At 72.4% G+C, this 24,341-nt stretch carries 18 protein-coding genes, 1 tRNA gene and 1 riboswitch; of the genes, 10 read left to right on the top strand and 9 right to left on the bottom strand.

The genetic code is table 11. From position 1 onward, the window contains the following. Positions 1–9: 9 nt before the first annotated feature. Together ribA and ACFVQG_RS11445 are read right to left on the bottom strand one after the other, a co-directional pair. On the bottom strand, positions 10–636 hold the full coding sequence (gene ribA / locus ACFVQG_RS11440) for a GTP cyclohydrolase II (RefSeq protein ID WP_383379651.1): 627 nt from the start codon (positions 634–636) through the stop codon (positions 10–12). Between the two features lie 99 nt (positions 637–735). Beyond that, a complete protein-coding gene (locus ACFVQG_RS11445; RefSeq protein ID WP_383379654.1) occupies positions 736–1,254 on the bottom strand; it encodes a MarR family winged helix-turn-helix transcriptional regulator in 519 nt (172 codons plus the stop codon). A gap of 48 nt (positions 1,255–1,302) precedes the next feature. Between ACFVQG_RS11445 and ACFVQG_RS11450 the strand changes: the two genes are divergently transcribed. From ACFVQG_RS11450 to ACFVQG_RS11470, 5 genes are all read left to right on the top strand, one after another. Then, a complete protein-coding gene (locus ACFVQG_RS11450; protein ID WP_383379657.1) occupies positions 1,303–2,436 on the top strand; it encodes a dihydrofolate reductase family protein in 1,134 nt (377 codons plus the stop codon). A gap of 149 nt (positions 2,437–2,585) precedes the next feature. Beyond that, positions 2,586–3,797 (top strand): alginate lyase family protein, encoded by a 1,212-nt coding sequence (locus ACFVQG_RS11455; RefSeq protein ID WP_383379807.1) that lies wholly within the window; start codon positions 2,586–2,588, stop codon positions 3,795–3,797. 47 nt (positions 3,798–3,844) lie between these two features. Further along, a tRNA-Met gene (locus tag ACFVQG_RS11460) sits at positions 3,845–3,918 on the top strand. A 310-nt stretch (positions 3,919–4,228) separates the two neighbouring features. Then, positions 4,229–4,386: riboswitch (cyclic di-AMP (ydaO/yuaA leader) on the top strand. An 11-nt stretch (positions 4,387–4,397) separates the two neighbouring features. Further along, the gene (locus ACFVQG_RS11465; RefSeq protein ID WP_383379660.1) at positions 4,398–5,468 is read left to right on the top strand and encodes a M23 family metallopeptidase; all 1,071 of its coding nucleotides are present in this window, start codon (positions 4,398–4,400) and stop codon (positions 5,466–5,468) included. 174 nt (positions 5,469–5,642) lie between these two features. After that, on the top strand, positions 5,643–6,596 hold the full coding sequence (locus tag ACFVQG_RS11470) for an aldo/keto reductase (protein ID WP_383379663.1): 954 nt from the start codon (positions 5,643–5,645) through the stop codon (positions 6,594–6,596). 43 nt (positions 6,597–6,639) lie between these two features. Here ACFVQG_RS11470 and ACFVQG_RS11475 read toward each other — a convergent pair whose 3' ends face one another. The 4 genes from ACFVQG_RS11475 to ACFVQG_RS11490 all read right to left on the bottom strand — a co-directional run bounded on the left by ACFVQG_RS11475 (position 6,640) and on the right by ACFVQG_RS11490 (position 11,648). After that, positions 6,640–7,941 carry a PrsW family intramembrane metalloprotease gene (locus ACFVQG_RS11475; protein WP_383379666.1) on the bottom strand — a complete coding sequence of 434 codons (1,302 nt, stop codon included), beginning with the start codon at positions 7,939–7,941 and terminating at the stop codon, positions 6,640–6,642. A 40-nt stretch (positions 7,942–7,981) separates the two neighbouring features. Beyond that, complete coding sequence (gene trmB, locus ACFVQG_RS11480; RefSeq protein ID WP_383379669.1) at positions 7,982–8,809, bottom strand: tRNA (guanosine(46)-N7)-methyltransferase TrmB; 828 nt, start codon at positions 8,807–8,809, stop codon at positions 7,982–7,984. A gap of 124 nt (positions 8,810–8,933) precedes the next feature. Beyond that, positions 8,934–10,139, bottom strand: coding sequence for an L-2-hydroxyglutarate oxidase (gene lhgO / locus ACFVQG_RS11485; protein WP_383379672.1), 1,206 nt, complete (start codon positions 10,137–10,139; stop codon positions 8,934–8,936). Positions 10,140–10,223: 84 nt separating this feature from the next. After that, positions 10,224–11,648 carry an MFS transporter gene (locus tag ACFVQG_RS11490; RefSeq protein ID WP_383379675.1) on the bottom strand — a complete coding sequence of 475 codons (1,425 nt, stop codon included), beginning with the start codon at positions 11,646–11,648 and terminating at the stop codon, positions 10,224–10,226. A gap of 792 nt (positions 11,649–12,440) precedes the next feature. On the opposite strand from ACFVQG_RS11490, the gene ACFVQG_RS11495 reads away from it, so the two are divergent. Further along, positions 12,441–14,519, top strand: a complete 2,079-nt coding sequence (locus ACFVQG_RS11495; protein ID WP_383379678.1) for an asparagine synthase-related protein — start codon at positions 12,441–12,443, stop codon at positions 14,517–14,519. A 3-nt stretch (positions 14,520–14,522) separates the two neighbouring features. Here the strand turns inward: ACFVQG_RS11495 and ACFVQG_RS11500 are convergent, their stop codons facing one another. Together ACFVQG_RS11500 and ACFVQG_RS11505 are read right to left on the bottom strand one after the other, a co-directional pair. Further along, complete coding sequence (locus ACFVQG_RS11500) at positions 14,523–16,472, bottom strand: sigma-70 family RNA polymerase sigma factor (RefSeq protein ID WP_383379681.1); 1,950 nt, start codon at positions 16,470–16,472, stop codon at positions 14,523–14,525. A 199-nt stretch (positions 16,473–16,671) separates the two neighbouring features. After that, positions 16,672–17,436 (bottom strand): TetR/AcrR family transcriptional regulator, encoded by a 765-nt coding sequence (locus ACFVQG_RS11505; protein WP_383379684.1) that lies wholly within the window; start codon positions 17,434–17,436, stop codon positions 16,672–16,674. 373 nt (positions 17,437–17,809) lie between these two features. On the opposite strand from ACFVQG_RS11505, the gene ACFVQG_RS11510 reads away from it, so the two are divergent. The 3 genes from ACFVQG_RS11510 (at position 17,810) to ACFVQG_RS11520 (ending at position 21,943) form a co-directional block, all read left to right on the top strand. Then, positions 17,810–19,189, top strand: a complete 1,380-nt coding sequence (locus ACFVQG_RS11510; RefSeq protein WP_383379687.1) for an NAD(P)/FAD-dependent oxidoreductase — start codon at positions 17,810–17,812, stop codon at positions 19,187–19,189. 246 nt (positions 19,190–19,435) lie between these two features. Then, positions 19,436–21,097: a SpoIIE family protein phosphatase gene (locus ACFVQG_RS11515; protein ID WP_383379690.1), complete on the top strand. Its 1,662-nt coding sequence runs from the start codon at positions 19,436–19,438 to the stop codon at positions 21,095–21,097. A 33-nt stretch (positions 21,098–21,130) separates the two neighbouring features. Beyond that, complete coding sequence (locus ACFVQG_RS11520; protein ID WP_383379692.1) at positions 21,131–21,943, top strand: class I SAM-dependent methyltransferase; 813 nt, start codon at positions 21,131–21,133, stop codon at positions 21,941–21,943. Positions 21,944–22,012: 69 nt separating this feature from the next. Here ACFVQG_RS11520 and ACFVQG_RS11525 read toward each other — a convergent pair whose 3' ends face one another. Beyond that, positions 22,013–23,314 (bottom strand): MFS transporter, encoded by a 1,302-nt coding sequence (locus tag ACFVQG_RS11525; protein ID WP_383379696.1) that lies wholly within the window; start codon positions 23,312–23,314, stop codon positions 22,013–22,015. Positions 23,315–23,422: 108 nt separating this feature from the next. Here ACFVQG_RS11525 and ACFVQG_RS11530 point away from each other — a divergent pair, with 108 nt between their 5' ends. Further along, positions 23,423–23,971: a MarR family winged helix-turn-helix transcriptional regulator gene (locus tag ACFVQG_RS11530; protein WP_383379699.1), complete on the top strand. Its 549-nt coding sequence runs from the start codon at positions 23,423–23,425 to the stop codon at positions 23,969–23,971. Positions 23,972–24,341: the final 370 nt, after the last annotated feature.

The raw sequence follows: 24,341 nt of genomic DNA on the forward strand, positions 1-24,341 counted from the left end.
GGGCGGGACTCAGCTGGCGGACAGCTCGGTGAGCGGCAGGGTGTGCTGGGTGTGCAGCACCTTGGCGCGCAGGTACCGCACGTTGTGGTCGGTGGCGAAGACCCCGGTGGGCACCCGCTTCCGCACGTCCACGCCCCACGTGCGCAACTGCTCGGCCTTGTCGGGGTTGTTGGACAGCAGGTCGAGCGCGCCGACGCCGAGGGCCCCCAGCATCTGCGCGGCGGCCGTGTAGTCGCGGGCGTCCTCGGGCAGCCCGAGCGCGGCGTTCGCCTCGTAGGTGTCGAGCCCCTGGTCCTGGAGGGCGTACGCGTCGAGCTTGTTGTAGAGACCGATGCCGCGGCCCTCCTGGCGGAGGTAGAGCAGGACGCCGCCGCGGTCGGCGACGCGTTCGACGGCCTCACGCAGCTGGGGACCGCAGTCGCAGCGCGCGGAGCCGAAGACGTCGCCGGTCAGGCACTCGGAGTGCAGGCGTACGAGGGGGACGGGGCCGGGATCGCCGAGGACGACGGCGAGGTGCTCGAGCCCGTCGGCCAGCCCGTGGAAGGTGACGAGTTCGGCGTCGACGGAGAACCCGTCGGGAAAGCGCAGCGGCACCCGGACACGGGCACGCGGGGACGCGGAGGGGGCTGGTGACATACGGCGACTCCAGTGCTTCAAATCTGAATCACAAGCGACGACGGATGACACTACCTATGCTTGAACTTTGAAGCAACTGGATCGGGGTCGCCGGGTTCGTCACTTGCACGGCGTGGACCGCCGCAGCCACGGCAGATCCACGGACGCGCACCCGGCCTCACCGCCGTCCCCCTGCAACCCCCGCACGATGCGGGAGCAGATCTCCTCCAGCTGAGCGACCTGCTCCGCCCCCAGCTGATCGAAGAGAACACCGCGCACGGTCTCCACATGCCCGGGCGCGGCCCGCTCCAGCACGTCCATCCCCTCCTCCGTCAGCAGCGCGAGGCTCCCCCGCCGGTCGGACGTACACCCCTCACGGCGCACCAGCCCGTCGCGCTCCAGCCGCGCCACGGCATACGTCAGCCGACTGCGAGTGATCTTCAGCCGCTCCGCCAGGTCGGTCATCCGCAGCCGTCGCTCCGGCGCCTCCGAGAGATGGACCAGGATGGAGTAGTAGAGGTGCGGCATGCCCGCGTCCTGCTGCAACTGGCGGTCAATGGTGTCCTCCAGCAGATGGGTCGCGGCCATGTAGGCGCGCCAGGCGCGTTGCTCGTCGGGGGAGAGCCAGCGAGTCGTCATGGGACCAGTGTAGTTTTGCTTAAAACTTGAACCAGCCGGAGAGCGTCGATGCCCCTCCCCCACGTCCTGCTGTCCGCCGCCGTCTCCCTGGACGGCTACCTCGACGACACCGGCCCCGACCGGCTCCTCCTGTCCTCCCCCGCCGACTTCGACCGCGTCGACGAGGTACGGGCGTCCGTCGACGCCATCCTGATCGGCGCCGGAACGATCCGCGCCGACAACCCCCGCCTCCTCGTCAACTCCCCCGACCGCCGCGCCGCCCGACGGTCCGCCGGGCGACCGGAATACCCCCTCAAGGTCGCCGTCAGCGGCTCCGGCGACCTCGATCCGGCCGCCCGCTTCTGGCACACGGGCGGCGACAAGGTCCTCTATACGACGGACCAGGGCGCCGAACGGGCCCCGGCCCTCCCCACCACCACCGACGTCGTCCCCCTCGGCCCGGACCTCGACTGGCGGACCCTCCTCACCCACCTGCACGACGTACGGGGCGTCCGCCGCCTCATGGTGGAGGGCGGCGGCACGGTCCACACCCAACTCCTCCAGCAGGGCCTCGCCGACGAACTCCAGCTCGCCCTCGCCCCCCTGTTCGTCGGCGACCCGGCCGCCCCCCGCCTCTTCGGCCCCGGCCACTTCCAGGACGGCCGACTCCGGCTCCTGGAAACCCGCCCCGTCGGCGACACCGTCCTCATGCGCTACGAGCCCACCGCCCCCGGCACCGGAAGCCTCCCCTCCGCCGCCGACCGCCACTGGCTGCGCCTCGCCTGCCAACTGGCGACGCACTGCCCGCCGTCCGAGACCGCCTTCAGCGTCGGCGCGGTCGTCGTCGCGGCAGACGGCACCGAACTGGCCCGCGGCCACTCCCGGGAGCACGGCGATCCCGTCGTCCACGCCGAGGAGGCCGCCCTCGCCAAGGTCGCCACGGCGGACGCCGCCCGGCTGTCCGGCGCGACCGTCTACAGCAGCCTGGAACCCTGCGCCCGCCGCGCGTCCCGCCCTCGGCCCTGCGCGCGGCTGATCCTCGACGCGGGGGTACGGAGGGTGGTCACCGCGTGGCGCGAGCCGGACACCTTCGTCGCCGGGGCGGACGGGAGCGGCGTACTGGCGTCGGAGGGGGCGCAGGTGGTCGTACTGCCCGAACTGGAGGAGGCGGCGGTGGCGCCCAACCGGCATCTGGTGGGCTGAGTCCTACGACGGAGGCGCCGACGGCGCGCCCTCTCCGGCCCCACCAGGCACGCATCTGGACCAACACAACCTGCGCACCCCCAACCGACGGGTCACGCTGCAAACGAGCCTGGTTGGCGCACATGCGGAGGTGGTGGCCAGTGAGATCGATGGGGCGATACGGCACCCTGGGGGTCGTCGCGGCCCTCACGGCCGGACTGCTCGGCGGCTGCGGCAGCCTGGAACCCCGGTCCCGGACCATGACACGGGCCCTCCCCGCCGACGCCGAGTTCACCCACCCCGGCGTGCTGCTCAGCAAGGCCCAGCTCAAGGCCGTCCGGGAGAACGTCACCGCGGGCAAACAGCCCTGGCTGAAGGCCTACCTGGACATGCGCGACAGCGCGTACGGCTCGTACCGCCACACCGCCAAGCCCTACGAGACCGTCGCCTGCCCCACCAACGGCCGACCGAGCCCCGCCTGCCGGGCCGAGCGCCGCGACGCCATCGCCGCCTACACCCAGGCCCTCCTCTTCACCGTCACCGGCAGACAGCGGCACGCCGCCAAGGCCACCGCCATCATGGACGCCTGGTCCGCCAAGCTGAAACGGCACACCGGCGGCAACGCCGCCCTCCAGTCGGCCTGGTCCGGCGCCACCTGGGCCCGCGCCGCGGAGATCATCCGGCACACCCCCGGCTCCACCTGGCCCCCCGACCGCGTACGCCGCTTCGAGGCCATGCTCCGCACCGCCCACCTCCCCGAGGTCACCGCCCGGGTCCCCGACTTCAACGGCAACTGGGACCTCGCCATGACCGACGCGGCCATCTCGATCGCCGTCTTCCTGGACGACCACCAGACCTTCGACGACGCCCTGGCCCGCTTCCGCGAACGCGTCCCCGCCTACTTCTACCTGGAGAAGGACGGCCCCCGCCCCCGCGCACCGAAGGGCGGCACGATCAACACCCCGGCCGAGATCACCTCGTACTGGTTCAAGCAGAGGACGTACAAGGACGGCCTCGCCCAGGAGACCTGCCGTGACTTCCGCCACGTCGGCTACTCCCTCGCGGCGACCGCCCACATTGCCGAGACCGCGTGGCACCAGGGCGTCGACCTCTACACCGAGGTCAAGGACCGCCTCAAAGCCACCCTCGCCCTGCACGCCCGCCACCAGCGCGGCGGCACCACCCCCGCCTGGCTGTGCGGCGGCGAGGCCGACCGGAACATGGGCCCCCACCTGGAGGTCGTCCTCAACCACCTGGACCACCGCCTGGACGACACCGCGCCCCCCGCCGCCCGTGACCTGGCCCGCCGGACCCGCCCCGCGGGCACCGACGACCGCCTGGCCTCCTGGGAGACGCTCACTCACGCGAACAACCCCGGATAGACGTGTGTGCTGAGCACCCCGCGGATGGCGTACACTGGAGTCAACGACGCGGGGTGGAGCAGCTCGGTAGCTCGCTGGGCTCATAACCCAGAGGTCGCAGGTTCAAATCCTGTCCCCGCTACTGAAGGCTCAGGGCCGGAATCCAGTTCATGGATTCCGGCCCTGAGTGTTTTCCGTACCCCTCACCCCACCCTCACGAAAAGTGACCGGACGAACGCCCTCCGCATAACAACTGACACACGGTCAGAACTGACGACCCCTCAGTTTCACGCTCATCCTGTGTCAACTCGCCCGAATTTCGCCGTTCATGGCCGTGTACGTCCCCTCATCAATCGGTAATGATCAAGAGGAACGGCTTGGAATTCAGCCCCCGGTTCTATTAACGTCCGATAACGCAGCGCGGTCGTCCCAGCCGTCACAAGAGACGGCTCCGTGCTCACGCGCCGAATCCCGCGAGGGAACCGGGGAACCACCACCCTGGGGTGAATCGCGCGTCAGCCGCCGTAGAAGTACGGATGGTTTACGCGCGTAGGAGACCTTCCTGCTCCGAACCCGTCAGCTAACCCGGTAGGCGAAGAAGGAAGGAAGGAGTACGCCTACGTGGCGTCCAACCGGCCTGGCACACCCACCGCCCCCTTCGTGCCCGCCCAGCGCTCCAGCTCCGACGACACCGTCGTCTACGGCGGCGACCGCACCGACGAGGGCCCCTGGGAGGAGTGGAACCCCACCGCGGAGTCCATCCGCCCCGTTCGCGGCCGGCATCGCGTCACCAAGCAGCGCGGCGGTGGGCTCGCCCGCAGCTCCACCGTTCTCGGCGTCGGTGTCATAGCCGCCGTCGGCGCGGGCGGCATGGCCACCGCGCAGACCGGCAAGCCGCCGGTCTCCATCTCGATGCCCGACCTGCCCTCCGTGGGCTCGCCCTTCTCGGACGACGACGAGGGCGCCGACGACACCGGCAGCGCCGCCGAGGTCCAGGGCGCCGCCGCCCCGCTCAGCGGCGTCGGCGTCATCACCACGGACACCGCCGACGGCACCACCGACGCCGGTGAGGCCCTGCGCGCCCGCATCATGGCCCAGGCCGAGCAGCAGCAGGACCAGGTCGACACCAAGGCGCAGCAGGCCGCCGAGGCCGCCGCCGCGAAGGCCGCCGCCGAAGCCGCCGAGAAGGCGGAGAAGGAGGCCGCGGCCAAGGCCGCCGCCGAGAAGGCCGCCGCGGAGGAGGAGGCCCGCAAGAAGGCCGAGGCCGAGCGGCTCGCCGAGCTGGCCCGGCAGTTCACGCTGCCGACCTCCTCGTACACGATCACCTCCACCTACGGTCAGGCCGGTGCCATGTGGTCCTCCGGCTACCACACCGGCCTGGACTTCGCCGCGCCCACCGGCACGCTCATCAAGGCGGTCCACAGCGGCACGATCACGCAGGCCGGATGGGACGGCTCCTACGGCTACAAGACCGTGCTGACCCTCGATGACGGCACCGAGATCTGGTACGCCCACCAGTCGTCGATCAGCGTCAGCGTCGGCCAGAAGGTCACCACCGGGGATGTCATCGGGCGCGTGGGCGCCACGGGCAACGTGACCGGGCCGCACCTGCACTTCGAGGTCCACACCGCGGGCGGAGGCGGCGGGCTCGACCCGCTGGCCTGGCTCCAGAGCAAGGGACTCACGCCCTGAGCAAGGGACTCACGCCCTGAGCGTGGGGCTCACGCCCCTGCCTGTGGAGAGCTGAGGGCCTCTCCCGAACGCGAACCCGAACCCCGGCGGTCCTGACGGCAACCCCCCGACGTCAGGGCTGCCGGTTTCGGTTGTCCGGAATACCCTTCTCCGGCAGGCGCGTTGAAGCAGGGCATGACTCCTCTCCCTGTGCGCAAGCTCGGCCCCTCCGACCTGGAGGTCTTCCCGCTCGCCCTCGGCGGCAACGTCTTCGGCTGGACCGCCGACGAGGCCACCTCCTTCGCCGTCCTCGACGCCTACACGGCCGCGGGCGGCAACTTCGTCGACACCGCCGACTCCTACTCGGCATGGGCCGAGGGCAACCACGGCGGCGAGTCGGAGACGATCATCGGCCGCTGGCTGCGGGCCCGCGGCAACCGCGCGGACGTCATCGTCGCGACCAAGGTCAGCCAGCACCCCGAGTACCAGGGGCTCACCGCGGCCACCATCAAGGCCGCCGCCGACGCGTCGCTGCGCCGCCTGGGCACCGACCACATCGACCTCTACTACACCCACTTCGACAAGCCCGAGGTACCGGTCGAGGAGATCATCAGCGCGCTGGACGGTCTGGTGCGCGCGGGCAAGGTGCGGTACATCGGCGCCTCCAACATCTCCGCGGCGCGGCTGAGGGAGTCCCTGGCCTTCTCCGAGCGCGAGGGCTTCGCCCGGTACGTGGCCCTCCAGCCGCGGTACAACCTCGTCTCCCGCGACACCTACGAGGGTGAGCTGCGGGACCTGGCCGGTGCGGCGGGCCTCGCGGCCGTGCCGTACGCCGCGCTGGCCGCCGGGTTCCTCACCGGGAAGTACCGGCCCGGCACGACGGTCGACAGCGCACGGGCCGCGGGGGCGGGCAAGCACCTGGACACCGGGCGCGGCCGTGACGTGCTCGCCGCCCTCGACGACATCGCCGCCGCCCACGACGTCCCCGTCGCCACGGTCGCCCTCGCCTGGCTCGCCGAGCAGCCGACGGTCGCCGCGCCGATCGCGTCCGCGCGGACGGTGGAGCAACTGCCCGCGCTGCTGGGGGTGGGGGAGCTGCGGCTGACGGAGGCGGAGGTGGGGAGGCTTACGGAGGCGTCGCGTCCGTAGCGTTCCCTACTGATCCGTAGCGATCAGCGCTGATCCACAGCGCTCAGTACTGATACGGGTTGTACGCCGGATACGGCGGCGCTGGTGCCCAGCCGTACACCGGCACCGGGGGCGCCGTCATCCGGGCCGCGTGGTCCAGGGCCGGGCGGGCGACCTCCCGGCGGTTCCACAGCTCGTGCAGGAGTTCCTGTTCCCGTACGACGAAGTCCGCCCCGGCCCGGCCCCGGCGGCCCCGGTGCCGGAGGAACGCGAGTGCGGTCGCGTAGGCCTCGTACTGTGCCACCGCCCGTGCCGCCGGTCTGCCGAGGTGGTGTCCGGCGTACTCGCGGGCCAGGCGGCGGGCGCGCAGGGAGCCGAGGGCGTAGGGCTCGGCCGGGGTGAGCCAGCCCGCGGCGGCGTAGGCGGGCAGTTCCTCGCGTACGGTGCGCAGTTCGCGCTGTCGGGTCCAGATGGCCAGCCAGGTCAGCAGGCCGAACGCGGGGACCATGAACATGCCGTACACGGCGAAGAAGCCGTACGGTCCGAAGGACGCCGAGCCGTTCCACAGCGCGTGCAGGCCCATGGCGAGCAGCAGTCCCGACAGGGGGAGCAGGACGCGGCGCAGGCGCTGGCGGTCGGCGGAGAGCGCGGCGATACCGAAGCCGATGCCGGTCAGGACGGTGAACAGGGGGTGCGCGAAGGGCGACATGACGATGCGCACGAAGAAGGTCGCGGCGGTGACGGAGGCGATGCCGCTGCCGCCGGTGAGCTGGTCGGTGCCGAAGGCGGTGCCGAGGTAGAGGATGTTCTCGGTGAAGGCGAAGCCGGTGGCGGTGACACCGGCTATGACGACGCCGTCGACGATCCCGGCGAAGTCGCGGCGCCGGAAGAGGAAGACCAGCAGTACGGCGGCGGCCTTCGCGGACTCCTCCACGACCGGCGCTATCACGGTCGCCCCGAGGGTGTCCGCGCTCGCCGGGTCGGCGGTGGCCGTGGCTATCCAGCGGGTGGCGAAGCTGTTGGCGACGATCGCTATCAGGGCGGCGGCGCAGGCGCCCCAGGCAAAGGCGAACACCAGGTTGCGCCAGGGGCCGGGGGCGACGCGGTCGAGCCAGCGGAACGCGGCGACGAGCAGGGGGACGGGAAGGACCGCGAGGCCCAGTCCGACCAGGAAGCCCTCGGTGCCGGTCTCCTTGCGGACCAGGGCGAGGATGACCAGGCCGGAGAGGGCGAGGAGGGTGACCAGGGCGCCGTAGCGGACCCAGGCGCGTTGCCACCAGTGGGGGTGCCGGTGGGCTGCGTACGGTGGGTGTGTTTCGTACGGTGTGTACGTTGAGTACGTTGCGTACGGGGGACTGGTGGCCACGGCATCGACCCTAACGGGGAAGAGGCGTCGTTCGTGGTGCTCAGGCGCCGGTGGGGGGTTGGTCAGTGTGCAGTAGGCGCGGTACGCGACGGAAGAGCAGGTCGTTCACGACATGCCCCTTGTCCAGCCCCTGGCCCTCGAAACGGGTGAGCGGGCGGTTGGCGGGGCGTGGGGCGAAGCCGCCGTCCGGCTGGGTGTTCTCGAAGGCGGGGTGGGCGGTGAGGACGTCGAGCATCTGCTCGGCGTACGGCTCCCAGTCGGTGGCGCAGTGCACGATCGCGCCGGGCTTGAGGCGGGTGGCGGCGAGGGTGAGGAAGTCCGGCTGGATCAGGCGGCGCTTGTGGTGCCGCTTCTTGGGCCAGGGGTCGGGGAAGTAGACGCGCAGGGCGTCGAGGGAGTCGGGGGCGAGCATCTCGCGGAGCAGGATGATGGCGTCGCCGTTGCCCACGCGGATGTTGGTGAGACCGTTGCGCTCGGCGAGGTTGAGGAGGTTCCCCTGCCCGGGGGTGTGGACGTCCACGGCGAGGATGTTGGTGCCGGGGTCGGCGGCGGCCATCTGCGCGGTGGCCTCACCCATGCCGAAGCCGATCTCCAGGGCGACGGGGTTGGCGTTCCCGAACATCTCGGGGAGGCCGAGCACCCGGTGCCCGTCGATGTCGAGCCCCCACTGGGGCCACAGCCGCTGCAACGCCTCCGCCTGCCCGGCGGTCACCCGGCTCCGCCGCGGCTGGAAGCTACGAATCCGCCGCTCGAAGTGCGACCCCGCCGGATCGGCCATGGGCCCATCCGGAAACCGCGGCTCACCCTTCGCTCGCGGGGGCTGGGGCTGGGGCCGGGACACAGGGTGCTCACTCAACGACTCAGACACAATGCACCTGATTTTACGTGCCGGGTAGCCTGCGGCGGCCTGCTTGTGTCCGGTGGGCGCTGGCCCACCGCGAGCGCCGGGCTGCGCGACCCGCCCTTGGTCCGCACACGCACCGGTTCCCCACTCACCCCAGTACCCCCAACACCCTCCGGGCCACCTCCCGCCCGATCGGCAGGGACGCCGTCGCCGCGGGGGACGGAGCGTTGAGGACGTGGACGGTCCTCGGCGCCTCGCGGATGAGGAAGTCGTCGACGAGGGTGCCGTCCGGCAGGACGGCCTGCGCCCGCACCCCGGCCGCCGCGGGCGTCAGGTCGGCCCCGCTGACGTCCGGCAGCAGACGCCGCACGGCCTGGACGAAGGCGCCCTTGGACAGCGACCGCCGCAGCTCCCCCGCGCCGTGGCGCCAGTGCCGCCGGGCCATGTGCCACGAGCCGGGGTAGGCCAGCGTGCCGCGCAGGTCGCGGGGGCTGAGCCTGCCCCAGTGGTAGCCCTCGCGGGCGAGGGCCGGTACGGCGTTGGGGCCGACGTGGACCGAGCCGTCGATGCCCCGGGTGAGGTGGACGCCGAGGAAGGGGAACGCCGGGTCCGGGACCGGGTACACCAGGCCTCTTACCAGGTCAGGACGGTTGAGGGTGTAGTACTCCCCACGGAACGGGACGACCCGCATACCGGGGTCGTCGCCCGCCAGCCGGGCCACCTCGTCGCAGTGCAGGCCCGCGCAGTTCACCAGCGCGCGGGCGCGCAGCACCGTGCCGTCCGCCGTGCGCACGGCGACTCCCAGGGCGGGTCGGCGGTCGATACGGACGACCCGCGCGCCGTAGCGGATCTCCGCGCCGGAGGCGTCGGCGAGCTGGCGGGCGACGCCCACGAAGTCGCAGACGCCGGTCGTGCCGACGCGGATGGCGGCGAGGCCCCGCACGGCGGGCTCGTACTCGGCGATCTGCGCGGCGCCGAGTTCGCGGACCGGGATGCCGTTCTCCCGGCCGCGCTGGACGAGGGCGTGCAGGCGGGGCAGCTCGGTGCGGTCGGTGGCGACGATCAGCTTGCCGGTGACGGCGTGCGCGATGTCGTACTCCGCGCAGAACTTGACCAGCTCGGCGGCGCCCCGGACCGCGTAGCGTGCCTTGAGGGAGCCGGGGCGGTAGTAGATGCCGCTGTGGATGACCCCGCTGTTGCGGCCGGTCTGGTGGCGGGCGGGGGCCTGCTCCTTCTCCAGGACCGTCACGCGGGTGCCGGGCGCGGCGCGGGTGATCGCGTACGCCGTCGACAGGCCGACGATTCCACCGCCGATCACCAGCACGTCACAGTCATGGACAAGCGCCGGGCCCACCTGCACCACCTCCCGCTTCGATAGTGCACTGCGCCACTGACAACGCCTTCAAACCCCCGGCGGGAGGTCCGGCCGCGTGAGCGGTCAGGCGGGAGCCATCAGCAGGGGACGCGCCCGTTCGCGGAGTTCCACCACGCGTGGTTCGTCGCCGTACGGCTCCAGGCGGTGGAGCAGGTCCTTCACGTACTCCGTGGTGCGGGCGGAGGAGATGCGTCCGGCGACCTCCACCGCGCGTACGCCCTGCTCGCAGGCGGCGTCCAGGTTGCCCGACTCCAGTTCGGCGACCGCCGAGACCACCAGGCGCAGGCCGTGCGAGCGGACGAACTCCTCCGTGGGCTTGGAGAGCGCCTGCTCGGTGAAGCGGCGGACCTGGCGGGGCGCCTTCAGGTCGCGGTAGCACTCGGCGGCGTCGGCGGCGAAGCGGTCGTAGGAGTAGAAGCCGAGCCAGGAGGGGTCGCTGTCGCCGGGGCGGGCCCGTTCCAGCCAGCCCTCGGCCGCCTTGAGGGCGGCTCCGGCCGCCTGGGCGTCTCCCGCGCGCGCGTGTGCCCTCGCCTCGACCAGGCGGAAGAAGCTCATGGTGCGGGCGGTCGCCAGGCCGCGGTTGCGTTCCAGGGCGGCCTGGGCGAGGTCCACGCCCTCGTCGCCGAAGCCCCGGTACGTCGCCTGGAGCGACATCGATGCCAGGACGTAGCCCCCCAGGGGGACGTCGGCAGCCGCGCGGGCCAGGCGCAGGGCCTGGATGTAGTAGCGCTGGGCCGCCTCCTGCTGGCCGGTGTCGAAGGCCATCCAGCCCGCGAGCCGGGTCAGTTCGGCGGAGGCGCCGAAGAGGGCCCGGCCGACCTCGTCGGAGTAGGAGCCGAGGAGGAGCGGGGCCGCCTCCACGCGTAGACATTCGGGAACCATGGAAGAACGCCAGTCGCCGCCCCCGTACTTGGAGTCCCAGCGCCTGGCGTCCTCGGCGGCCTCCCGTAGCTTCTGCACGTCGCTGTGGCCGACTTTGAGCGGTGCGCCGGAGCCCTCCGAGGGGTTCGCGTCCCGCGCGACCGAGCTGTCGGCCGGGGTTATGAGCCATCGTGAGGCCGGTGTCGCGTAGGCGCTCACCGCGAAGGACCCGGCCAGCGACTGCCAGATGCCGCCGGAGCCCGCCCGGCGTCCGGCGAGGTCGAGGCGGTACAGCTCGGTGGCCGACTTGACCGCCTGGCCGACGTCCCGGGGGAAGGCGAGGCCCACCTCGGGCGCGGGGTCCGCGTCCGCCAGGCCGATCTCGTGGAGCGGGACCGGGCGGCCGAGTTTCTGGCCGATGGCCGCGGCGATGAGGTGGGGCGCGGCGCCCTGCGGCACCATGCCCTTCGACACCCAGCGCGCCACCGACGTCTTGTCGTAGCGAAGAGTCAGACCACGCTGTGCGCCAAGGTCGTTGACGCGTCGGGCGAGGCCTGCGTTGCTGATTCCCGCGAGGGCGAGAACGGCGCCGAGTTTTTCGTTCGGCCCGCGTTGCTCCCTGGACATGCGCCACCCCTCGACACAGACGGCTGCCGCGCTGGCATAACCACGCGGCATTCGTAAACCCAGCGTAGTTCGCCGCATCCCATGCGTTAAGAGGCATTGTTCCGGATGGCGGGATTGTGGTCCGTACGCGAGTACGGGCTCTGCACGCACGGTTGCGGTGTGCTCCCGATGTGTGGCCGTGCGCCTGTGTGTGCGCTCTCCTCCGGCCATCGCGGGAGCGCTTTCATGGGTCTGCGTGGGTCGGCCCGCTGTACTGGATCCAGTGGGCTGGGGGACACCGCCGCCTTCATCCCCGCGGGCGGCGGACGGGTCAGGGAGGCGGTGTCCGCCTCCCTGACCGCGCGCCGCGCGGGTGATGCGCAGAACATGTACGGAGCGTGTGCGGAGGGGATCACGGCGGCTCGCCGCGATCAGGATTTGGCCGAAAATCGACTCCGTGGCACCTTGGTGATCAGCCCTCTCACCATAGGAATTGAGGGCGCATTGGAAGTTTTTGGGGAGTGTTTGGGGGCGCATTCGCGTCGTACCGTTGGCGATCCGCTTCCCGTCGCCGTATGGCCAACTGCTGAGACTTGTGCGGTAGTTGTGTCTCCCGTGAGCCGTAGTCGGCCGCAGTGGACCGGTCTCGTGGCGCGCGTGGTGGGGTGAGCGCGCCGGGGCGTCCATGGGTGCGCGGGGCGCACTCCGGGGATCGCAAGCGGTGCCGCCGACCCGCTCCGACGCGCCCTTCGTGGCAGCATGGGGAACCAGTTCGTACGGTGCACTGGTTGTCCACAGCCTGTGGAGGCGGCGATGCGGTGGTTGGTGGGTTGGAGCAGCACCACCGCGGGAACGGGTGCGCTCGGTTCGGCGGGCGCCACCGGGTACGACGGTGAGACCCTGCACCCGGTCGGCTCCCAACTCCTGTGGGGCGACCCCGATCCGCTGTGGGCGGTCGGCGACTGGCGGCCCGACGAGGTCCGCGTCATCAAGGCCGACGAACAGAACCGCATCGCGGTCCTCGGCATCTGCGGCGCCAGCGACGAGGAACTGCGACTCGGGCTGTTCACCGCGCGCGGCGGGGCACTTCGCCATCTGACCGCCTACCCCGGCAGCTACACCGCCGTCGTCCAGGTGGGGCGGCGCATCACCGTCTGCGGCGATCTGGCGGGCGCCCGGCCGGTGTTCTACACCCCGTGGGCGGGCGGCACCGCCTACGCCACGGCCGCGCTGCCGCTGGCCGACCTCATCGAGGCCAACCTCGACTTCGGGCACCTCGCCGCGCTGCTCGCCGCCCCCGACGTACCGGCCGCGGTGCACGACTCCACGCCGTACGACGGCGTGCGGCGCATCCCGCCGGGGCACGCGCTGATCCTGCGCACCGGGGCCCGGGAGATCGCCGGGTACGAACCCGTCGCCTCGCTCGCGGTGGCGGCGCCCCCGGCCGACCCGGACAACGCCGTGGACGCCGTACGGGACGCGCTCGTCGACGCCGTACGGGCCCGGCTGTCCGCGCCCCGGCACGTGCCCGACATCGACCCGGGCCCGGTGCCCGGCATGGGTCCCGCCGAGCGGCGTGCCGCGCGCGGGATGCCCGTCCCCGGCATCGGCGCCGACCTGTCCGGCGGGCCCGCCTCGGGGACGCTGGCGCTGCTCGCGGCCGGGCTGCCCGGCATGCCGGGCACCGTCCTCGGGCACGGCACCGGCGCGGGGGAGCGGCTGCTGGCTGTGACCTTCAACGACCTGGCCGTGGGCGGGCGCGAGGCCGAGCTGGAGCGGGCCGGTGCCCTCGCCGCCAACCCGCGCCTGCACCACGTCGTCGTCACCGGCGCCGAGGAGACCCTGCCGTACGCCGAGCTGGACGGCCCGCTGACGGATGAACCCGGCCCCAGTCTGGTCTCGGCCGCCCGGCACCGCGCGCGGCTCGCGGCGGGCAGCGCGGACCACTTCACCGGGTACGGCGCCCGGCAGGTCCTGGACGCGCACCCGGCCCGCCTGGCCGACCTGCTGATGGACCGGCAGCGCCGCCACCTCGTACGGCCGGTGGCCGCGCTGGCGAAGGCGGACGGCTCGGTGATGGTCCCCGCGCGCGTGTACGCCGCCGCCCGGCGGCTCGCCCGGACGCCGTACCGCGCGGGCCTCGAAGGCCTCGCCGACCGGCTCCGGCAGCGCCGCTTCGACGAGCCCGGGGGCGCGGTGGGGGCGTCGCTCGCCGCGCTCACCTGGGCCAGACCCGGACCGGCGGCGCGCTGGCTGACCGGCGAGGCGCTCGCCGAAGTATCGGTTCGTCTGCAAGGGGCGACGAGCCGGTCGGGGGTCGGCCCCGGGCAGCGGCCCGGCGACTTCCGGGCGCGCGCCGCCCTCGCCCGCCAGGCCGCCGACCTGCGCATCCTCGAACAGGCCGCCGAGATCCGCTCCCAGCGGCTGCACGCCCCGTTCCTCGACAACCAGGTCGTCCGCGCCTGCCGCGCCCTCCCGGAGGCGCTGCGCGTCAAGCCCGGGGCACGGGCCGCGATCCTGCGTACGGTCCTGGAGGGCGCCGGCGTCACCGACCTGCCGTCCGGCTGGGGCGCCCCCTCCCACGCCCCGGCCGCGGCAGCCGCCCGCGCGGGACTGCGGCTGGCCGTGGAACCGCTGATGGGCCTCTTCGACACGCCCCTGCTCGCCCAGGCGGGCCTGGTCGAGGCCCGCGTCGTCCGCAAGGCCCTGCGCGCCGCCGTACAGGGAGAGCCCCTGCCCCTGGACGGCCTCGCCGACCTGGTCTCCCTCGAACTCTGGCTGCACCGCCTCCTGGCCCGCCGCGGCACCTGCTGGACGGGCACCCCCGCACGCGCGCGTGCCGTACCGGCGGGCATCCAGCCGCGGCGGGGGGCACTGGCGTCCGGAGGCTGAGTCCTACGTACAGGTGAACTTGGAGTCCGCCCAGTCCGCCAGCGCCAGCGGATCGAAGTGGCTGTGCGGCTCCACCACCAGACGTACCGTCTCGCGGCCGGTGAGGTTCACGTGCACCGGCACCGCCGGATCGCCGCCCTTGACCATCCCGGAGCGCCACAGCCGGACCCCGTCGGCGTAGACGGAGAAGTAGACCTTGCCGAGCTTCGCCGTCATGTCGTCGACGCCCACGACCGCGTCGTACGCGGTGCAGGAACGGTTCAGGTCGATCGTGACCGAGGACTCGCCGTGGACGGTCACCCCGCGCGCGTACCGCGTCCCGGCGATCGACAGGCCCTGGCGCTGCCACACCCAGCTGCTCTCCCCGAGCCGCATCTCGGGCTGCGTGCCGTCACCGGAGACGTCGTACGACAGCTCGCTCCACTGGTAGACCGCCGGAGCGGGCGGCGGGGGCGGCGTCGGGGTCGGCGTGGGCGTGGGCGTGGGCGTGGGTGTGCGGGTCGGCCTCGGCGTCGGGGTGGGCGTCGGCTCCGGTGGGGGCGTGGGGGCCGGAGTCGGCGTCGGGGTCGGTGTGGGGGTCGGCGTAGGGGTCGGGGCCGGGGCCGCCGCCGGGACGACCGGCGGTGGCTTCGGGGCGGGGGTCGGCTTCGGCGCCGGTGCGGGCGGTTCCGGCTGGGCGGCCGGGGCCGAGGCGGGCGGCTTGGCGACCGGCTTCTCGGGCGGGTCCTCCGCACCGGCGAGCGCGAGCGCCACCGCCGCGATGGCCGCGGCCACCACACCGGCCGCGATACCGGCCTTCGCCGGTGCGCCCAGCCCCTCCGCGGCAGCCGCACCGCCACCACCGGCACCGGCCCCGCCGGAGGAGCCGCCCGCCGCTCCCGCGGCACCCGCCGCGCCCGCCGCACCCGCTCCCGCGCCCCCGGCGATGAGCCCGGCCGCCTTCGCGTACCCGGCGGCACCGAACCAGCCGATGACCGCGACCGGCACGACGGCGGGAATGCCGCTCGCGACCTCCGCGATCTGGCTGGCGGCGAGACGGCACTTGGCGCACTCCTCCAGATGCTTGCGCAGCCCCCGCTCCGCGCGGGTGCGCAGCCTGCCGCGCGCGTAGCTGCCGAGCTGGTCGGCATAGCGGGCGCAGCCCTCGTCACCGGCGAGGGCGGCGCTGACATGGGCCTGGAGGTAGGCCTGCTTGAGGCCCTCGCGGGCCCGGCTGGCGAGCACGCGCGTGCCGTTGGCGTCGAGGCCGAAGAGGGTGGCGACCTCACTGGGCGACTCGTCCTCGACCTCGGTGTGCCACAGCACCGCCTGCCAGCGCTCCGGCAGCGACCGGAAGGCCCGCATCGCCATGGACTGCTCGGCCTCGTGCATCGCACGCACATCGGCGCCCAGGTCGAGCGTGTCGGTGTCGGACACCTCGGAGGCGCGCGCGGCCTGCGCGGCGAACACCGCGAAGTCGTCCACCAGTTGCTCGCGCTGCGCGGTGTTCGTCCAGCTCGCGGCGGTCCGGCGGACGGTGGTCAGCAGATACGCGCGTACGGCGTGCTCGGGTCCGGATCCGCCGCGCACCGCCTGGAGCATCCGGGCGAACACCTCGGCGGTGAGGTCGTCGGCGGTGTGGGCGTCCCGGCAGCAGGTACGGGCGTACCGGCGCACGGCGTCGGCATGGCGCCGGAACAGCTCCGCGTACGCCGTGTCGTCGCCGCCGCGCATCCGCCCGATCAGTTCGGCGTCGGACGGCGGCACCTCGCGGGGCGGGGGCAGCACACTGTCGTCGCGCCAGCCGTCGTCCCGCCAGTCCCGCTGCTGCGGGACGCTGCCCTCGTCCGGCAGACCGGCGCCCCGCGGTACGTCCGCGCGCCCGCCCTGCTGTGGCACCTGGGGTACGGCCGGGCCACCCGCGTCGGGGCCTTCGCCGCCCTCGAGTGGCCCGTCCCGTCCCTCAATGCCCATCGCGCGAAGCCCCCACCGCCTGCACAGCCCTCAAGAACACCGGGTCAGAGTGCCATAACGCTCTTTGGGCACAACCCCTGAGGCAAGCCCATCCACTCGTCCGTGGGGACCTGTCGCAAGGCAGTACTAGACATCAGTCGTCCGGGGAAGCCGCAACCGGCCTTCCCCGGACGCAGATGACGCACGGCGAGGCCGTGCCTCATGCCGGGCGGGACCGCAGCCCCTCCAGCAGGATGTCCAGCAGTCGCGCCGAAGCCGCCGCCTGCTGGGCCGCGTCCGGCAGCGAGGGCGCCGCCGTGGCGATCACCAGCAGGACGTCCGAGACCGACACGTCCGGCCGCAGCTCGCCCGCCGCGCGCGCCCGCTCCACGAGCTGGCCCACGACCTCGAGCAGCGCCGCCGCCCCGGTGTCCTCCGCCAGGGAGGCGCCGCCCGCCGGGCCCTCGTCGGGCACCAGCCGCAGTTCGCCGGAGCCCGGCTGCGCCCGCTGCTGGGGCACCCGCGCCGCGTCGAACCCGCCGCCTTCGTCCGCGACCCCGACCCGCAGCACCTGCGGCGGCAGCAGCCGGCCGGCGCCGGAGGCCACCGAGGTGCGCAGGAAGCGGGAGAGCGCCGACCACGGCTCGTCCTCCTGACCGAGCGCCGCCCTGGCCTGGTCGGTCAGCCGGGAGGTCTCCTCCTCGGCTATCCGGCGCACCAGGACGTCCTTGCTCGGGAAGCGCCGGTACACCGTGCCGACACCGACCCGCGCGCGCCTCGCCACGTCCTCCATCGGCGCGCCGTATCCCAGCTCGCCGAAGACCTCGCGCGCCGCACGCAGTACGTGTTCCAGATTGCGCTGTGCGTCCACCCGCAGCGGGGCCTGACGCGGGCCGTCCCCGCGTCCGTTGCCCGCCGCGGAGCCGATCGCGCCACCCGGCGCGAGGGCAGGAGCGGTAGACCAGTGATGGTCCTGAATGTGCATACGAAATCCCCCGGTAATGACGTCTCCCCCCGGAGACTCCCCGCCATTGAAAGCCGGAGCGCGTGGAACGGGCCTGACCCCGAGCCCGCCCGTCGCGGACCCGATGGGCGCATCCCCCTACACCCCGTCGACACACGAACATAGTTGAGAGACAGTCAATTCAGAAGGGGCAGGTTCCGCACGGAGCGCCCCTCGATCGGAGTACGGGTCGCATACGCCCCGATTGCACCCCCGCAGAACCCTCGTCACACACCCCCTGACCTGCACTGATGCCGCGCATCCCGACAAATCGGCCAACCAGGGCCGCAGCCGGAGTGCAGTCATACGAATTGCTGAGGCTGTGGACAAACGCGAGCGTCGGGTGCGTCATGGGATGGTGAAGGAACGTGCGCGCATTCTCGTTGTCGGCGGCGGCTACGTCGGGATGTACACGGCCCTGCGTCTCCAGCGGAGGCTCAAGCAGGAGCTGCGCCGAGGTGAGGCCGAGATCACGGTCGTCACCCCGGACGCGTACATGACGTACCAGCCCTTCCTGCCGGAGGCCGCCGCGGGCAACATCTCCCCCCGCCATGTGGTCGTCCCCCTGCGCCGCGTCCTCGACGGCTGCCGCGTCGTCATCGGCGAGGTCCGCTCCGTGCGCCACGCCGACCGGACGGTCACCCTCACCACCCTCGCCACCGAGGAGGAGGGCACCGGCCCCCAGGAACTGTCGTACGACGAACTCGTCCTCGCCCCCGGCTCGGTCTCCCGCGCGCTCCCCATCCCCGGCCTCGCCGAGCACGCCATCGGCTTCAAGACCGTCGAGGAAGCCATCGGACTGCGCAACCACGTCATCGAGCAGATGGACATCGCCTCCTCCACGCGCGACCCCGCGATCCGCGACGCGGCCCTCACCTTCGTCTTCGTCGGCGGCGGCTACGCGGGCGTCGAGGCCCTCGCCGAACTGGAGGACATGGCCCGCTACACCGCGCGGTACTACCACAACATCAAGCCCGAGGACATGAAGTGGATCCTCGTCGAGGCCTCCGACCGCGTCCTCCCCGAGGTCGGCGCGGAGATGGGCCGCTACACCGTCACCGAACTGCGCCGCCGCAACATCCAGGTCCTCCTTGAGACCCGCCTGGAGTCCTGCGCGGACCGCGTCGCCGTCCTCAGCGACGGACAGCGCTTCCCGACCCGTACGGTCGTCTGGACCGCCGGCGTCAAACCCCATCCGCTCCTCGACGCCACCGACCTGCCCCGCACCGAACGCGGTCGCCTGCGATGCACCGCCGAGCTGACCATCGAGGGGCACGCGCACGCGTGGGCGGCCGGTGACGCCGCCGCCGTACCCGATGTCACCGCCGCCGAACCCGGCCGGGACTGCGCCCCCAACGCCCAGCACGCCGTCCGCCAGGCCCGCCTCCTCGGCGACAACATCGCCCACTCCCTGCGCGGCGAACCCCTGGAGACCTACGCCCACAAGTACGCGGGCTCCGTCGCCTCCCTCGGACTGCACAAGGGCGTCGCATACGTCTACGGACGCAAGCTGAAGGGCATCACCGCGTGGTTCATGCACCGCACCTACCACCTCAGCCGCGTCCCCACCCTCAACCGCAAGGCGCGCGTGGCGGCCGAATGGACCCTGTCGGGACTCTTCAAACGGGAGATCGTCTCCCTCGGCTCACTCGAACACCCCCGAGCGGAGTTCGAACTCGCGGCCGGTGGAAAGCCTCCTTACGACACACCCCACGACCCGAAGGGGTCGTCATGACCGGACTCAGGAACTCTGGCGGCCACCCCGGCGTCTGACGGATGTCGGCCCGGTCGCCCAGGCTGCAAGACTGGTCCACGACTGACAGGGGGACGGACCACCGTCCGCCTCCCGAAACCCACGAGGCTGTTCCCAAGTGCTGCATTTTCCGGGGGTTGTGACAAGGTGCGGCTACCGCTGCGTGGCTCCCGAGGGCCCCGGCCGGGTCCGGAGCCGGCCGACGACGACTACACGAGGCAAGGATTCGTGAACTTCACGCGCTGGAGCGCCCGGCTCCCCGGAACGCAGCGCCGCGCCGCAGCGCGGACCGACCACGCGGCCACCCCCGACCGCCGGGGCGAAGGCTCCGTACCCGCGGCCCGCGCCGAACAACTCACCGACGACCCCCCACCCACGCGAGCCGTCGACGAACTGCCGGTACGCCAGGTCCTCGACCGCGTCCCCGCCCTCGTCGCCCTGCTGCACGGCCCCGACCACCGCCTCGCCTACGTCAACGACGCCTACGCCACCGCCTTCGGCCCCCGCCCCACCGGCGAACCCGCGCGGGACACCCTCCCCGAACTGAGCGAACTCGGTCTGCTGCCCCTCCTCGACCAGGTCCTGCGCAGCGGAAAGCCCCGCACCCTGAAGTCCCGCAAGGCCACCGACGGCCGCTCCTACACCTTCACCTGCACCCCCGCCACCGAGACCGGCGACGGCGTCGGCGGCGGCATCTCAGGGGTACTGGTCTTCGCCACCGACGTCACCGACCACGCCGAAGCCGCCGACCGCCTCAGAACCAGCGAACGCCGCCAGCGCGAGACCGCCGTCACCCTCCAGCGCTCCCTCCTCCCCCAGGAGCTGGAACAACCCGACGACCTGCGCATCGCCGCCACCTACCAGCCCGGCGGCACCGAAGCCGCCGTCGGCGGCGACTGGTACGACGTCATCACCCTCGGCGGCGGGCGCACCGCCCTCGTCATCGGCGACGTCATGGGCCGCGGGGTGCGCGCCGCCGCCGTCATGGGCCAGCTGCGCACCGCCGTCCGCGCCTACGCCCGCCTAGACCTGCCCCCGCACGAGGTCCTCCAGCTCCTCGACGGCCTCGCCACCGAGATCGACGCCAACCAGATCGCCACCTGCGTCTACGCCGTCCACGACCCGAACGAGGGACGCCTCGTCTACGCCTCCGCGGGCCACCTGCCCATCCTCGTCCGCGACGAGACCGGCACCGTCCTGCGCGCCGACGAACCCACCGGCCCCCCACTCGGCACCGGCGGCTGGATGCACGCCTCCGGCTCCATCCCGCTCGCCCCCGGCTCCACCGCCGTCCTCTACACCGACGGCCTCGTGGAACGCCGCGACGAGGACCTGGACCACGGCATCACCGCCCTGGAAGTCGCCCTCGCGGGCGCCATCGGCACCCCCCAGGTCATCTGCGACCGCCTGATGCGCTCCGCGGGCGTCACCGCCGACCATGACGACGACGTCGCCGTCCTCGTCCTCCAGCACCCCGCCCGCACCGGCCCCGACGGCGAACTCTTCCGCAACGCCGCCCTCGACCTCCTCGGCGGCGTCGAAGCCGCCCCCCGCGCGCGTGCCTTCGCCTCCGGCGTCCTCACCAGCTGGCGCTTCCCCACCGAACTGCACGACCTCGGCGTCCTGGCCGCCAGCGAACTCGTCGCCAACAGCCTCCAGCACGGCACCCCGCCCATGCGGCTGCGCCTGCGCCGCACCGACCGCCGCCTGATCGTCGAGGTCACCGACGGCGACGACCACCTCCCCAGGCGCCGCCGCGCCGAACCCGCCGACGAGTCCGGCAGGGGCATCGCCATCGTCGCCACCATCGCCTCCAACTGGGGCTGCCGACGCACACCGGGCGGCGGAAAGGCGGTGTGGTGCGAATTCGTCCTCCCGCGCGCCACCTAGGCACCTCCCGCATCCGGTGCTAGTAGCAAACCCATGCCAGACGAAACGGGCTTCCAACTCCACGGCAGCGCCCCCGAGCGCTATGAACACTTCATCGCGCCGATGATGGCGCCGTTCATCGAAATCGTGCTGGACACCGTCGATCTGTACCCCGGCGCCCAGGTACTCGACCTGGCCTGCGGCACCGGCTTCGTCGCCCGAGCCGCCGCCAACCGGGTCGGCCCGACCGGCCATGTCGCGGCGGCCGACATCAACGAGGGCATGCTGAAGGTCGCCCACGCCAAGGCACCCCACGTCTACCCCGACCTCGAACTCACCCTGGCCCCCGCCGACCGCCTCCCCTACGAGGACGCCTCCTTCGACACCGTGATCTGCCAGCAAGGCGCACAGTTCTTCCCCGACCTGACCGCCGCCCTCACCGAGACGGCCCGCGTGCTGCGCCCCGACGGCCGCCTCGCCCTCACGGTCTGGGCCCCCAAGGAACGCTGCCCCTACTTCGCCGCCCAGTACGAGGTGCTGGAGCGGTACGCCTCGCCGGAGGACACCGCCTCCTTCCGGGCCGCCTTCTCCTGCACCGCCGACCGCCTCACCACCGCCATCACCCAGGCGGGCCTGCACGACGTCACCGTCCGTGAGTTCACCCGAGAGGTCCACACACCCCCGCTCAGGGAATGGGTCCCCGGCCAGATGGCCTCCGTCCCCTGGACCCAGTCCCTCACCACCACAGGCCAGGACACCATGGACCAGGCCAGCCAGGCCCTGGCCGCCCGCCTCACCGACTACGAGACCCCCGACGGCACGGCGAAGCTCCCCTTCACCGCGGTCCTGGTCACCGCCATCCGCTGACACGAACCGGACACCGGACGGGCCGGGGCGCACCCGCACAGCCCCGCACCGTCCGGTGACCACACCCGCTCAGGCCTCCGCGGACACCGGCTCCGCACTCACACCGCCCCGCGACACCACCCGGCTCCCCACGGCCGACGGCTGGTCCTGCGCCACACCGAGCAGCCGCCCCAGCCGCAGCGCCAGCACGGTGATCCCCAGCGAGAACAGCAGGAACGTCACGATGTACGGCCCGTGCAGCGCGGCCCCCATCGGCCCGCCCACCGCCGGACCCACCGCCAGCGCCAACTGCTTCACCAGGGCGAACGCGGAGTTGTACTGCCCCGCCATCCCCGTCGGCGCGAGATCGGCCACCAGCGGCGCCACCGTCGGCGACAGCAACGCCTCACCCAGCCCGAACAGCGCGTACGTCGACACGAACGCGGCCGTCGCCATCTCCTGGCTGCCATGCCCCAGCCCCGCGTACCCGGCGACCAGCCACGCCACGGCCCAGATCAGCCCCACGGCCGCGATCACCCGCGACCGCTTCCGCCGTTCCACGAACCGCAGCACGGCGAACTGCGCCACCACGATCACCGCGGTGTTCGCCGCCAGCGCGGTCCCCAGCGCCGACGTCGATATCCCGGCCGCCTCGACGCCGTAGGCACTCAGCCCCGACTCGAACTGTCCGTAGCAGGCGAAGAACATCACGAAGCCCAGCACACACAGCTGCACCATGGCCCGATTGCCCAGCAGCTGCTTCCAGCTCCCGCGCGCCGACTGCGTGGGCGCGTCACCGAGCCGCGGCGCGCGCGGCATCCGCACCGTCGCCATCACGACCACCAGCAGCAGGAACATCGCCGCCTCGATCGCGAACAGCAGGGTGAAGGAGGAGACCCGCGTCGCGTCGACGAGGTGCCCGCCTATCAGGCCACCGACACCGAGCCCGAGGTTCTGCAGGAAGAACTGCGTCGCGAAGGCCCGGGACCGGGTCTCCGCCGTGGAGCAGTCCACGATCATCGTCGCCAGCGCGGGCTGCATCACGGCCTGCCCCGCCCCCAACAGGGCGGCGGACATCAGCACCGTGGCCGCGCTGCCCGCCAGCCCCAGACTCATGGCCCCGACCGCGGCGGTGACCAGGGCGGCGAGCAGGACCGGCAGCGGGCCACGCCGGACGATGGCCCGCCCGGCGAACGGCAGCACTATCAGCGCGGCCACGGCGAACACGGCGAGCACCGATCCCGCCGTCATGGCACCGAGCCCCCGCACCTGCGCCACGTAGACATACAGATAGGGGACGGTGAAGCCGAGCCCGAACGCGCTGAGTGCGTTACCCACGTGGATCCGGCGCATCGCGGCGCCCCTCGCCCTGGTCACGTCCACCTCTCTCATCTGCGGCAGCCCAAGCCTTAGGCCTGAAGACTTAGAACCTAAACTTCGAAGCTAAAGGCTACATCCTGAAGGACTTCAAGGCAAAGGAGGTCATGTCATACTGCGCCCATGGGCGACACCTCCGACCTCCCCGAGCCGACACTCGAAGAGCAGATCGCCGCGTACCAGCGCGAGTTCCAGGACCTCGACCCCCAGGTCGAGAAGATCGTCTCGGCGCTCTCCCGCCTGAACCGCCGCATGAACGTCGCCTACGGCCGCCAGACCGCCGAACTCGGCATCAGCAACGCCGACTGGGAGGTCCTCAAAGCCCTCGTCCTGTCCGGCGTCCCCTACCGCATGGGCCCGAGCGACCTCGCCAAGCGACTGGGCCTCACCCCGGCCGCCATGACGCACCGCATCGACCGCATGGTCACCGAGGGTCTGGTCACCAGGGAGCGGGACGAGAGCAACCGCGTCCGGGTCATCGTCGAGCTGACCCCCGTCGGCCGCGAGAAGTGGCTGGCGGCCATGCGGCTGGCGTCCGTCTTCGAGGAAGACCTCCTCCAGGACCTCACCCCGGCCGAGCGCACCGTCCTCGGAGAGGTCCTGACCCGGCTGCTGCGCCGAGTGGAGGACGCCCAGCCGGACGCGGGCGGCCGTCTCACCGACCTGGACTAGCCGGACCGGCCCTCCCGAAAAGATCTTGACAGGCGGCGCTTGACACGCCCCCTCCCGCTACGTAGAGTTCTTCGGGTTGCCGCGGGGCCGTAACGGTTCTGCGACAGCACCTCCCGCCGCGAAAGCGGCACCCAAACCACCAGCACGATCTCCCTACGGGGTTGATTTCGGCGTGCCCGAATTCAATTCGAATAGGGGCTCGGCGGCCCGATTGGGAATCGCCGACAGGATCCGCTAAGGTTTGAGACGTCGGAACGGCCCAACGGCCGGGAAGACAAACCCCGCTGACTGGGGGTCAGGTCGAGAAAAGGATCTGATAGAGTCGGAAACGCAAGACCGAAGGGAAGCGCCCGGAGGAAAGCCCGAGAGG

It is taken from the genome of Streptomyces sp. NPDC057877 (genome assembly GCF_042796855.1).
In the GTDB taxonomy this organism is placed as follows: Bacteria; Actinomycetota; Actinomycetes; order Streptomycetales; family Streptomycetaceae; genus Streptomyces.

Coding starts and splice junctions, on each gene's coding strand:
- ribA (WP_383379651.1), bottom strand. CDS start 636: ATGTCACCAGCCCCCTCCGCGTCCCCGCGTGCCCGTGTCCGGGTGCCG.
- ACFVQG_RS11445 (WP_383379654.1), bottom strand. CDS start 1,254: ATGACGACTCGCTGGCTCTCCCCCGACGAGCAACGCGCCTGGCGCGCC.
- ACFVQG_RS11450 (WP_383379657.1), top strand. CDS start 1,303: ATGCCCCTCCCCCACGTCCTGCTGTCCGCCGCCGTCTCCCTGGACGGC.
- ACFVQG_RS11455 (WP_383379807.1), top strand. CDS start 2,586: ATGGGGCGATACGGCACCCTGGGGGTCGTCGCGGCCCTCACGGCCGGA.
- ACFVQG_RS11470 (WP_383379663.1), top strand. CDS start 5,643: ATGACTCCTCTCCCTGTGCGCAAGCTCGGCCCCTCCGACCTGGAGGTC.
- ACFVQG_RS11490 (WP_383379675.1), bottom strand. CDS start 11,648: ATGTCCAGGGAGCAACGCGGGCCGAACGAAAAACTCGGCGCCGTTCTC.
- ACFVQG_RS11495 (WP_383379678.1), top strand. CDS start 12,441: ATGCGGTGGTTGGTGGGTTGGAGCAGCACCACCGCGGGAACGGGTGCG.
- ACFVQG_RS11500 (WP_383379681.1), bottom strand. CDS start 16,472: ATGGGCATTGAGGGACGGGACGGGCCACTCGAGGGCGGCGAAGGCCCC.
- ACFVQG_RS11505 (WP_383379684.1), bottom strand. CDS start 17,436: ATGCACATTCAGGACCATCACTGGTCTACCGCTCCTGCCCTCGCGCCG.
- ACFVQG_RS11510 (WP_383379687.1), top strand. CDS start 17,810: ATGGTGAAGGAACGTGCGCGCATTCTCGTTGTCGGCGGCGGCTACGTC.
- ACFVQG_RS11520 (WP_383379692.1), top strand. CDS start 21,131: ATGCCAGACGAAACGGGCTTCCAACTCCACGGCAGCGCCCCCGAGCGC.
- ACFVQG_RS11525 (WP_383379696.1), bottom strand. CDS start 23,314: ATGAGAGAGGTGGACGTGACCAGGGCGAGGGGCGCCGCGATGCGCCGG.
- ACFVQG_RS11530 (WP_383379699.1), top strand. CDS start 23,423: ATGGGCGACACCTCCGACCTCCCCGAGCCGACACTCGAAGAGCAGATC.